Source organism: Chloroflexota bacterium (assembly GCA_035652535.1).
Taxonomy (GTDB): domain Bacteria; phylum Chloroflexota; class UBA6077; order UBA6077; family SHYK01; genus DASRDP01.
On the sequence record DASRDP010000062.1, the window covers coordinates 1 to 11,634 of the forward strand.

Annotated in this window: 9 protein-coding genes; 4 read left to right on the forward strand and 5 right to left on the reverse strand. The window is 66.2% G+C overall.

The window, feature by feature from the left end; all coding sequences use genetic code 11:
* The 4 genes from VFC51_06995 to VFC51_07010 form a co-directional block, all read right to left on the reverse strand.
* Positions 1-185, reverse strand: a 185-nt coding sequence (locus tag VFC51_06995) for an aromatic-ring-hydroxylating dioxygenase subunit beta (GenBank protein ID HZT06761.1), incomplete at its 3' end; no start/stop codon positions are given.
* Between the two features lie 41 nt (positions 186-226).
* Positions 227-1,531, reverse strand: coding sequence for a Rieske 2Fe-2S domain-containing protein (locus tag VFC51_07000; protein HZT06762.1), 1,305 nt, complete (start codon positions 1,529-1,531; stop codon positions 227-229).
* A gap of 1 nt (position 1,532) precedes the next feature.
* Complete coding sequence (locus VFC51_07005) at positions 1,533-2,843, reverse strand: Rieske 2Fe-2S domain-containing protein (GenBank protein ID HZT06763.1); 1,311 nt, start codon at positions 2,841-2,843, stop codon at positions 1,533-1,535.
* Positions 2,831-4,543 (reverse strand): ABC transporter substrate-binding protein, encoded by a 1,713-nt coding sequence (locus VFC51_07010; GenBank protein HZT06764.1) that lies wholly within the window; start codon positions 4,541-4,543, stop codon positions 2,831-2,833. The genes VFC51_07005 and VFC51_07010 overlap by 13 nt, the downstream gene beginning before the upstream one ends.
* A 126-nt stretch (positions 4,544-4,669) precedes the next feature.
* Here VFC51_07010 and VFC51_07015 point away from each other — a divergent pair, with 126 nt between their 5' ends.
* From VFC51_07015 to VFC51_07030, 4 genes are read left to right on the forward strand one after another with little or no spacing between them, the layout of a single operon-like run.
* Positions 4,670-5,818 (forward strand): amidohydrolase family protein, encoded by a 1,149-nt coding sequence (locus VFC51_07015; GenBank protein HZT06765.1) that lies wholly within the window; start codon positions 4,670-4,672, stop codon positions 5,816-5,818.
* Positions 5,811-6,998: an amidohydrolase family protein gene (locus tag VFC51_07020; GenBank protein HZT06766.1), complete on the forward strand. Its 1,188-nt coding sequence runs from the start codon at positions 5,811-5,813 to the stop codon at positions 6,996-6,998. The genes VFC51_07015 and VFC51_07020 overlap by 8 nt, the downstream gene beginning before the upstream one ends.
* A 17-nt stretch (positions 6,999-7,015) precedes the next feature.
* Entirely contained in the window at positions 7,016-8,746 is a 1,731-nt protein-coding gene (locus VFC51_07025; GenBank protein HZT06767.1) for an ABC transporter substrate-binding protein, read from the forward strand.
* Complete coding sequence (locus tag VFC51_07030) at positions 8,743-9,852, forward strand: aromatic ring-hydroxylating dioxygenase subunit alpha (protein ID HZT06768.1); 1,110 nt, start codon at positions 8,743-8,745, stop codon at positions 9,850-9,852. The genes VFC51_07025 and VFC51_07030 overlap by 4 nt, the downstream gene beginning before the upstream one ends.
* A 37-nt stretch (positions 9,853-9,889) precedes the next feature.
* Here VFC51_07030 and VFC51_07035 read toward each other — a convergent pair whose 3' ends face one another.
* Positions 9,890-11,062 (reverse strand): Gfo/Idh/MocA family oxidoreductase, encoded by a 1,173-nt coding sequence (locus VFC51_07035; protein HZT06769.1) that lies wholly within the window; start codon positions 11,060-11,062, stop codon positions 9,890-9,892.
* Positions 11,063-11,634 lie beyond the last annotated feature (572 nt).

Consider the following 11,634-nt stretch of genomic DNA (forward strand, 5'->3'; position numbering starts at 1 on the left):
GTCTCCGTCCGGCGTACATAGTTGAGGCGGAGGGGCACTCGGTATATGACGTCGCCGGTCAGCAGCTCCAGCCACTCGGTGAAGCGCCGATCGTCGAGCAGCTCGGCCTCCCGATACAGGAACTCCAGCACTTCGCCATACCGTTGGTCCGCCGGGCCAATCGAACTGTTCGCCTCAGTAGCCACATGCACCATCCACTAAACGGTCGCCAGCCCCGAAGGGCGGCTTACTGATCGGTGATCAGCTCATGCCAGCGCTTGAAGAAGACGCGCTCGTTCAACTCCTCGAAGGAGCGCTTGAGGTACGCAACGCCCGGACCTTTCCAGTCCATCGCTCGCTGTACCTCCATGCCCATGCGGTATTGGAGCTGCAGCCTTTGGGCAATCGGCGTCTGCAGCGTCTCGGTGATCGCCTCCCAGTTGGCGACGTCGTCCTGCTCGAACACGCCGCCCGGGCCGAACTCCCGAAGGTAGCACTGGCGTGAGGCCTCGCGCCAGTCGGCGGGCGCATCTCCGTCCACCACGAGCCACGACCAGACCTCCATCTTCGTTGGGCCTTTCGGCTGCCACTGGCGCAACGTGAGAAACGACATCTGCGGCGCGTCCGGACTCCCGCCCCACTCGGCCGGAGTGTGGGACGCGGTGTCCAGAAAGCTCATGTTCGGGAACACGTTCCCGACGATCAGCATCAGCGACTCGAGCAGTTTCACCTGGTCGGGAGAGAGCCGTTGCTTCACCTCCGGCATCAAGGCCTTGGGGAGCCCGAGGTGCTCGGGCGCGGGCACATCCGGTGGCCAGCAGGTCAGCGTCGCTGCATGACCACGGTCGGTGGGGAGGACGTAGCTCGTTCGCTTGCCGCCGAGGGTCTCGAGCAGCAGCGCGCTGCGGAAGCCGTGGGTCACGAAGATATGGTGCCCGTCGCCCGCGAAGTTCGCCGCGGCCAGCTTCCAATTCGAGTTGACCACCCAGCGGAGCGGTGGCCCGACGACCTGCATGTTCGCCGTGCGCCCAAACAGGATGTCCAGCACCCAGGCCATCGGTCCGAGATATTCGGACAGCGGGGGCGTATCTGGGTCCCACGTCGCAAAGATCAGTCCGTTGTAGGTTTCGACTTTCGGTGCCTGATAGAGGCCGAAGGCTGCACGATCCAGCTTGCCCCGGTAGGCGTCGAAGAACGGCACGCCGACCAGCTCACCTGTGGACGTGTACGTCCAGCCGTGGTAGGGGCACATCCACTGGGCCGCGCGCCCGCAATCTTCGACGCAGATCTGTCGGCCCCGGTGCCGACACGCGTTCAGCAGTACGCGCACGATGTCGTCTGCCCCCCGCGCGACGAGGACCGGGTCCTCGCCCATCGAGCGCGTGACGAAGTCCCCCGGTTTGGGGATCTCGGACTCATGGGCGACGAAGAGCCACTGGCGTCCGAAAACCTGCTCGAGCTCGCGCCGATAGACCCCCGGGTCAACGAAGACGGCGGGGCGGAGCACACCCTCTTCGACGTCGACGAGATCGGCGAAGGGCAAGGCTACCACCTCAGGCCTCCTGGATAACAGCGTGCCAATGTTTGTAGAACAAGCGCTCGCTGACTTCGCCGACCGCCGGCTTGGAATACACGAGCCCCGGGCCCGGCCACTCCATGAGCTCGTCGCTCCCGAGTCCCATATCGTACTTGAGCGGCAGGCGGCCGACGGCCGGAGCGCGAAGCGTGTGCGTGATGGACGCCCAGTTGGCGGCGTCGTCCTGCTCGAAGATCCCGCCGGCGCCAAACTCTCGCAGGTAGCACTGTCGCGATGCTGCCTTCCACCAGTCGGGGGCACTCGCATCCATAAGCTGCCAGGTCCAGACCTCCATCAGGTCCGGCCTGAGAGGCTGCCATTGCCGAATCGTGAGGAAGGACATCGCATCGAGCCCCTCCGGACCGCCCCATTCGTGGGCCCCGGGAGAGGCGGTCTCGAGGAAGCTCATGTTTGGGAACATGTTGCCCGCGATGACGCGCAGAGCGCGCATCAGCTCGAATTGCTCCGCGCTCAGCCGCTGCTCCATCTCCGGCCAGATGGCATTCGGGAGGGCGAGGAAGGGGCCGACGTTGCCACCCGGCGGCCACCCGCCAAGATTCGCCAGGTGTCCGTGGTCACCCGGCACCACGTAGCTGACGGACCGCCCCCGGGCATTCTTCATCCCGAGGGCGCTAATGAAACCGTGGGTAACCGCCACGTGGTGCCCGTCGCCGGCGAAGTTCCCGGCGCCGAGCTTCCAGTTGCTGGGAACGGTCCACCGCATCGGCGGTCCGACGACCTCCATCGAGCCCGTGCGCCCGAAGAGCAGGTCGAACACCCATGCCAGCGAGCCCAGACACTCCAAGAGCGGGCCAGCGTGCGCATCCCAGCTTGCGAAGACCAGCCCGTGATACGTATCGACGCGTGGCGCGTGATACAGGCCGTTCGCGCCCATGTCCAGCCGGCCCTCGTACGCGTCGAAGAAGGGCACGCCGACGAGCTCGCCCGACACGGTGTAGGTCCACCCGTGGTACGGACACCCGAAGTGGGCGGTCTGGCCCGCGTCCTCCAGGCATACCGGTCGCAGGCGATGGCGGCAGGCGTTCAGCATGACGTGGACTTCGCCGTCCGTCCCCCGCGAGACAATGACCCGCTCCGAGCCCATCCGCCGGGTCACGAAATCGCCCGGCCGGGGAATCTCGGACTCGTGTGCGACGAATAGCCAGCTCCTGTTGAAGACGCGCTCCAGCTCGAGCTTGTAGATCTCCCAATCCGTGAATATCGACGGACTCACCGTCCCGTTCTCTGCATCGACCAGCTTGGGTAGATCGTCTCTCACGATCGCCACGACCAGCTCTCGACGTCGTAGATCGTGAGGGGCGCATCAGGGTCCATGCGCGCCTTTGGGCCTGCGAGCTGGGACGAGTTGGCGGTGACGACCGTCGTAAACATGTGCGGAATGGCACCCACGTCCTCGTTCAAAACGTGCTCCATCGCCGCGATCCGCTCGACGCGCTCGCTCGGATCGAGCGTCGTCGCGTACTCCTGGAACAGGCGGTCGTACTCGGAGCTCCTCCAGGCCCCTCGGTTGTTCCCGTTCCACCGATTTTCCGGGCGCGGGATCTTGCTCAGAGTGAAGTCCTCCAGCCGCCTGTTCCCCGCTCCGCCGGTGAAGAGGCCCGGCGTCAGCGCCCGCGCCTCCGCATCGGCGAGGCGGGCGGGCGTCATCGTCTGCGGCGTCGCATCGATGCCGGCCTGGCGCAGGCTGTCGGCGAAGATCCGATTCTCTCGCTCGAAGACGGCCCCTCCCGTGGTCCAGATGTCGACCTTGAAGGGCTCGCCCCCGGGGCCGGCATAGAAGCCATCGGCCCCGCGGACCATCCCGGCCGCCTCGAGCTGCTGTTGGGCAGTCCGCGGGTTGTAGTCCCGCTTGGTGATCGCGTTCTCCACAATGGGATAGTAGTCGGTCAGCGGCGAGGTCAGGGTCGACGTCGCCACGCCATGTCCGCCGGTGAAGACGTCGACGGCTCCCGGGACGTCGAACGCATAGGCGAGGCCGGCCCGCACCCTCGCGTCGAGCAGCGCTCGGGGTTGGGCGATCTCCGGGCGGAGCTGGATCTCGGTGAGCCTGAGGAGCACCGGCGCGTAAAAGACAGTGCCCCCGCCGCGGCTACTCCATTCTTTCTCGAGCGTCTGTCCGAGATCGTAGTCCAGGACGAAGTCCGCCACGTAATGGGCGTCGCCACTCAGCATCTTGGCCAGCGCTGTATTGGGATCGCCGATGAACTCGAGCCGGAGGCGGTCGATCTTCGGCTTCCCCAGCGCGTGGCCGGCGAAGGCCGTCGCCTCGAGGAACGCTCCCGGCTCCCACGCCGTGACGCGGTACGGGCCCAGTCCCACGTACTCAACGGTCCAGAAGGGGAGGTTGACGAACTCCGGCGGGTCGAGCTGCGCAAACCGATCGCCGAGAATGTGTCTCGGGAGCGGCTGGAAGGTCGCGTCCATCTGTGCCGCGTCCGGGTACGGAACTCTCCACCGGATGACGACCGTCTCAGGGTCCGGCGCGACGATCTCCTCCATCTGCCGGATCGGCTCGGACTGGGAGGCCCCAAGCTCCGGGGCGGAGAAGACTTGCCAGCCGAACACGAAGTCGTCCGCGGAGAGTGGCGCCCCGTCGTGCCACGTGAGATTCGGCCGCAGCCTGTGGGTGGTCTCCATCCGCCCGTCGGGCATGAGCCGCCAAGTGTCCGTATTCAGCCGGGGCAACTCGGTCACCAGATACGGATGCGCGACCCGCTTGTCGTCGATCCTGTCGAGCGTCGCATTGAACAGACGGATCGGCGGGTTGAGGGAGCCGGAGAAGCCGACGAGCGGCTTGGACGCAAGGCTCGGCGGCTCGCCCCGCGCGATCACGACCAGGGTTCGCTGCGGGGTTGCCGGATCTGTGGGCTGACCCGCGTCCGGGCTGCTCGGTGCCCTCACAGGGCCACAGGCGGAGATCCAAGCGCCCGCGAACAGAGAAACCACGACGTGTCGTGCCATCTTCATCGGGATGCCTCCCGCAGCTTCGCAGTTTGCACAGCGTACAGCACGTTCGGCCATTGATCCAGCTCCTGCGCTGGAAACGGGGCGACGCCATCGCTACTATTGGTCAACGACGAAGGAGCAGGTGGCGTGAAGATCAGGTACGGGCTCATCAGCGCGGACTCGCACATCGTTCTGGACCGCGATGCCTTCCATCGTCACATGCCGTCGAAGTGGGGATCGCTCATTCCGCAGGTTCGCGAGATGGAGGTGAACGGCCAGCGCTGCGACCGCTGGTTCGTTCACGACGAACCCGCCGGCGGCTGGGGTGTGGTGAACTGCCCGGCGGTGATGGGGGACCGTGACGGCGATGTCAAAGTCTTCCCCCAACGCTGGCAGGATGTCCCGGCGAAGGTCTACGACCCTCTGGAGCGCGCGGAGGCGCTGGACGAAGACCGGGTCGACGGCGAGGTTCTCTTCCCGAACGACCCCGGGAGGGGCATGTTTTATCAATGGGGGGCGGAGTTCGAGCTCGCCTGCGTGCAGGCGCACAACGACGCGGAGGCCGAATGGTATCAGGCGAGCGATCGCTTCGCCCCGCTCATGATCCTCCCCTACCTCAGCCCAATCGAAACGCTTCTCAATGAGGTGCACCGGGGGGCGAAAAACGGGCACCGGGGCATCACCATGCTTGGGTCGCCGAACCGAATCGCGAGGGGCGTCGCGCACCTGGCGGATCCATTCTGGGAGCCGTTCTGGCAGACGTGCGAGGAGCTGGACCTGCCCCTGCATTTCCACGAATCGGCCGGCGCGGCGGTGCGCCCGATGCCCCGGTGGGACGGGCACGGGCCCGGGGCGATGCACACGGTTCTGACGTCCCCGACGGCTGCGACGGTCGCGCAGCTCATCCCGAACCTCGTATTCTCCGGCATCCTTGCGCGCCACCCGAACCTCAAGTGGGTGTGCGCCGAAGCGGGCGTCGGCTGGCTCCCCTACGTCCTCGAGGCGTGCGACTACGAATGGGAGCGGCGCCATCTCTGGACTGAGGGGATCACGACCCGCCCGAGCGAGTCGATCCGCAGCCAGGTGTATGTGAACTTCTGGTATGAGCGTTCGGGGATCGAGCTGCGGCACGAGGTTGGGATCGACCACATCATGTGGGAGTCCGACTACCCGCACACGACCTCGACGTATCCGAGGTCGTGGGAGTTCGTCGAGCGGACTCTGGCCGGCGTGCCGGAGGAGGAGCGCACCAAGATGCTCTATGCAAACGCCGCGCGCGTGTACCATCTTGACTAGCCCGAGCGCCCCCCTGGAGGCTGTCCCGGCCGGCTCGCCCACGCGGTACCGGCTCCTCAGCGCGGACGACCACGTGCAGGAGCCGCCGGATCTCTGGATCAAGCGACTTTCCCGCGCGAAGTTCGGAGACCGAATCCCGAGCCTGGCTCGACAGGCCGATGGAAGCGAGCGATGGGTCGTGGACGGCCAGCTCATCCCTCTGCGCGGAGCCGGAATGGGTGCGGCGCTCTTCGCCGATCGGACGACGGAGCCCCAGTGCTGGGCCGACGTGCCGCCCATGGTCCGTGATCCGTCCGAGCGCCTCAAGGCAATGGACGCTGACGGCGTGGAGGCGAGCGTCCTCTACCCCACCGTAGCGGGCGTCGGCGGCGAGGCTTTTGGGCGGATCACCGATCCGGAGCTCGAGCTTGCCTGCGTGCAGGCCTACAATGACTGGCTGATCGAGGAGTGGGCGGCTGTAAGCGACCGGTTCGTTCCTCAATGCCTCGTCCCCCTGGATCCGCCGGAGGCCGCCGCCGAGATTCGACGGGCCGTGGCCATGGGCCACCGAGGGGTCATCTACCCAGGAATCCCGATGGACCTGCGGGAGGTGGCGCACATCAACGACCCGGTCTACGACCCGATCTGGGCGACATGCCAGGAGCTTGGTATCCCCCTTTGCTTTCACGCCGGCGCAAGCACGAGCAACCAGCTCTCACCCTACGCGGGCTTCTCGCCGGCCGTTAGCGGCGCGCTCGAGGGGCTCACCCGGCCGACCAGCACAGCGGTCGTCCTGGTCAACTTCCTTCTCTCCGGAATTTTGCTTCGCTTCCCTGGGATGAGGGTCGTCTTCGCCGAGAGCGCCCTGGGCTGGGCGGCGTACCTCTTGGAGTACACGGATCATCAGTTCGAGAATGACAAGGTGCGGTATGAGGGGCAGGGCTTTCCCTTGAGGCCGTCCGAGCTCTTCCGCAGGCAGTGCTATCTGACGGGGTGGTACGACCGCGTGACCATGAAAGTCCGCGACCATCTTGGCGTAGAGAACATCCTCTGGTGCACGAACTTCCCGCAGGCCACGAGCTCATGGCCACGCAGTCGCGAGATCGTCGACAGCTGGGCGACGGGCGTGCCCGCGCGCGAGCGGGATCGGATCGTGTGGAACAACGCCGCCGAGCTGTATCGGCTCGGGCCGACGGACTGATGCTGATGTCGAGGACCATGGCAGCGGCAATTGGTGTGCTGGTCCTGATCGCCGGCGCGTGCGCGCCGGCGAGCGCACCCACGGCGAGCAGCGGCGGCCCGGGTGCCGCCGTCCAACAGGCCCCGGCGTCGCCGTCGGGCCGAACACTCGTCATCATTGCTCGCTCGGAGATGCCGAGCCTCGCTTCGAAGCCTCTGCAATCGTTCGGATTCGCGAGCGGGAGTGGCGTGCGCTTCTTCAACGCGGGCCTCGCGCTAAAAGACGATCGCGGCGACGCGCGCCCCTATTTGGCCGACGAATTGCCTCGCCTCAACTCGGAGAGCTGGCAGGTGTTCCAGGACGGGCGGATGGAAACCCAGTATCACATGCGACCGAATCTCGTCTGGCACGACGGGAAGCCCTTTTCAGCCGAGGACTTCGTGTTCTCCTGGAGGTTGTACTCGACGCCCGAGCTTGGACAGGCCGCGTCCCAGCCCATCAGCCTCATGGACGAGGTGACGGCCCCCGATCCGCAGACCCTCGTCATTCGCTGGAAGGCGCTCTACGCGGACGCCGGGGTGCTCGAAGCGTCCGGTGTCAGCAACACGCCATCGTTTCCGCCCCTGCCCCGCCACATCCTGGAGGAGCCGTTCCGTCAGGCCAACTGGGACACATTCGTGGCCCTGCCCTTCTGGAGCACGGAGTTCGTCGGGCTCGGACCATTCAAGCTGGACCGGTGGGAGAGCGGCTCGTTCCTGGAGGCTACGGCCTTCGACGGCCACGCGCTGGGACGGCCGAAGATCGAGCGGATTCGCCTACTCTTCATCCCGGACTTCAACACGACCTTCGCCAACATGATGGCAGGCGAGGCCCACGTCACGGTCGACGACTCGCTTGCGTTCCAGCAGGCGATGATCCTGCGGCGCGAGTGGGGCGCCCGAAACGCCGGCACCGTGCTGCTCTACCCGCAGTACTGGCGGTGGACGATGATCCAGCAGCGCCCGGAGTACGCCAGCCCCCGCGCGCTGACCGACGTGCGCGTGCGGCGCGCGCTGGCGTACGCGGTCGACAAGGCGGCCCTCAACGAGGCGCTTTTCGAGAACGAAGGGATCTTCGGCGAGACCGCCGTCCCGCCTTCGGCGCCTGCGTTCAAGGAGGTCGACGCGGCCGCAGTGCGCTATCCATACGACCTCCGGCGGTCAGAGCAGGTGATGAGCGAGGGCGGGTACGTCCGCGGGGCGGACGGCGTGTGGCTGAGCCCCGGTGGCGAGCGGCTCGCGCCGGAGCTGACCGTATTGACGTCGCCCCAGAACGAGACCGAGATGACCCTGATGGCGAACGACTGGCGTAAGGCCGGCTTCGATATCAAGGAGACCGTCTGGCCCGCGGTCCTCTCCCGCGACGCGCAGCTCCGGAACACGCATCCGGGCTTGAGCAACACCGGTGGCCCGTCGGGCGAGGCGACCGTCGCCCAGCACAACAGCGCGGAGCTGCCCCGACCGGAGAACCGCTGGACGGGCGTGAACCGCGGCGGATGGACGAACGCACGATTCGATGAGCTCGCCGCGACGTTCAACGCCACGCTGGACCGGCCCGAGCGGGCGCGGCTGCTCGCTGAGATGGTCCACATTCTCAGCGACGACGTCGGCGTGATCTCTCTCTACTTCAACCTCAACGTCACCGCCTTCGTCAGCGGCCTCGTCGGTCCGAAGATCGCCGTTCCGGAGAGCGACATCGCGTGGAACGTTTATGAGTGGGAGCTCCGATGACTGAGGTCCTTTCCGAGCAGGTCGCTGCCTCGTTCTCCGGCCGGCCCGACTGGAGCAGCTGGCCCCGGTACGACATGGCGGCGCTGGGCTTCCGAGAGTACTGGTATCCCGTATTGCCATCGGCCGAGCTGAAGCGGAAGGCGGTAGCCCGGACGCTGCTGGGCGATCGGGTCGTGTTCGTTCGAGACAACGGACAGGCGCGGGCGCTCAGCGATCGTTGCCTGCACCGGGGCGTCCCGCTCTCGGTCAGCGCGAACCGATTCGGCGGGCTGGGCGGGGCGCGCCAGGAGTTCCCCGGCACGCTGACCTGCGGCTACCACGGCTGGACCTACAACCTGGAGACAGGCCTCCTGGTGGCCGCCCTGACCGACGGTCCGGACTCACCGATTTGCGGCAAGGTCCGGCTCCGGACGTATCCGGTCGCGGAGCGGCTTGGATGGATCTGGATCTACATGGGAGAGATGGAGCCGCCGCCAATCGAGGACGGTATCCCACAGGAGCTGATCGGCAAGACCTTCTTCCGCGGGACACGGATCATTCTTCGACAGGGCAACTGGCGGTACGCGCTGGAGAACGCCATCGACGAGGCGCATCCGCGCTATCTGCACCGAGAAGCGATCTGGCGCTATTTCCGGAAGGCGCCGAACGCCTGGAACCGGAGCAAGGTGGACGTGATCGAGGACGGCCGCTACGTAACCTACACGCCGTATGACGTCCACGCGGAGGACGAGTATCCCGGTCTGGGGAAGTGGCCCCCGCGCCACTGGTATTACCGGGGCGAGAGCGTCGTCCAGCGAGTGGCCGTCGGCCTGCCGTGCCTCGTGCGCGTGAACCAGCCGGGATTCACTATCTACTCGTGGTATGTCCCGGTCGACGTGGACCACCACATGGCGATCCAGACGGTCGTCAAAGAGGGTAGCGCCCCGTCTCGGTGGAGGTTCGCGGCCTACTACTGGCTGTTCTACCGCTGGGTGAACCAGGTGATGTTCGCGAACCAGGACTATCAGATGATCAAGCTGACGTCCGCGCCGCCGGAGCAGCTCTTCCGACCGGACCTGTCGATCCTGGCCTGGCGCAAGCTCTGCGAGGGCGCCCGGGGGCGCTGACGTTTGCCCCCTCCCGCCGTCGGGAAGAGTGGATTTGCTACTTCACATCGAAGCCGTAGGCTCGACGAAACTCCTCGTGGATCTCGCGCTCCCAGGCCGTCTCCTGGCTGTCCAGGTGCGCGGGGAGTGTCCGTCCCAGGCGGGCGGCTTCCGTGATCGTGATGCTCAGTTCTTGGTCGCGGCGGGCCCGATCGAGCCCGTACTCAGGCTCCGCGTTTTCCGTGACAGCGCGATGGATGCGATCGAGCTCATAGGCACGACCGATGCCGTCGAATCCTGGAGTCCGGGACCGTGGGGTATCGAGGACGCGATCGTGGTACGGGTTGAGCAGCTCGATCGGCGGATCGGTCTCGTACGCGAAGCGGACTGGCACGTCCTGGTCGGCGACGCGCCGCGTCTCGACCACCAGCGGGTAGTCGACGGCTCGCCCACGTTCGACGCGTCGGAGCATGTTGGGCGATCCATTACCGGTGACGATGAATCCCTCGGTGCCCTCGATCGAGAAGAACCGGGGATGCCCGCCCCGGAGGGGCAGCGTCCAGTTCGTTACGTAGGTGAGCGCCCCCACGACCCCGTTTGCGAACATCAGTTCGGCCCTGCTCCAGTGCTCGTCCACCAGCTTAGATGATCCGGGCCTCACGGCGATCCGCTCGTAGCTGCGGGTGAAGCCCCGCACTTCATCGACGTCGGCGCCGACGAACACCCGCATGCGGCCGATCGTGTGGTAAACACTGTTGTGGCCCGCATCGTCGTAGTAGCTCGACACGCGGAGGACCGAGCCGATGAGTCCGGCGTCGCTGGCCTTCTTGGCCAGACGGTCGGGCGGTCGGCGCCACATCTGCTCGCCGACCTCCGCCTTCACTCCGGCCCGGGCGACTGCCTCGATGATGGAGTCCATCATTCGTCGGGTGAGCCCGAGCGGCGTTTCGATCAGCATGTGGACCCCGTGGTCCGCGGCGGCTTGGGCAACGAGATGATGGGTGTCGGCCGGCGTCGCGACGATCACGATGTCCAATTTTGCCTTGTCAAAGAGCTCGTTGAGATCCGAGTACGCCTCGGCGCCCACGGTCTCGGCGGTCTCCTGAGCGAGAGACTCAGAGACGTCGCAGACCGCGACCAGCTCGAAGCGATCGGGGAGCGCGGCCAGCGTCTCGATGTGCTCCGAGCCGCGGCGTCCAAGCCCCACGACTCCTATGCGAGCGCGCGTCATCGCCGGTGCCAGGCGGAGGCATTCCCGGTGTCCATCATTTCCACTCCGAGAGTGGATATCATAGCGCGCGGGTCGGACGGCCGTCCGTCGGCGGTCGCACGCTGAGCAAGGAGGAAGATGAGCAGACCGAGGATGAAGGCGCCAGGGTCGTGGGCCGTGTGGTAGATCCCCACCGGCCACTCCGGGATTGGCCCGCGTAGACGATGTCCGCGATCTCGAACCCCATGATGCGTACGCCGTGGCCTTTCGGGCGGGGGCGGTTGCCGACGGCGGCCGGCCGCAGGTCCGCGATGAAGTTCGTCTCCCAGACCAGGTGCTGACCTGGTTTTTCATCTGAGGCTCTCCTGGGCGTTCACGAGCTCGCCGCTCATCTCGATGGGCGGTCACATCCCCGAATGTGACGCGCGATCATGTCACGACGCAACGCGTGCACAACCCGAACAGTTGCGGTAGCCTAGGTGCGGTAATGCAAGCGCCTGCGTGAACGGCGGGCCAGGAGTCCAAGGGGCCCGTCCGTTCAAGGAGGCGCATCCAACGAGGATGCGGATGCTAACCAAGGAACAACAGGATCT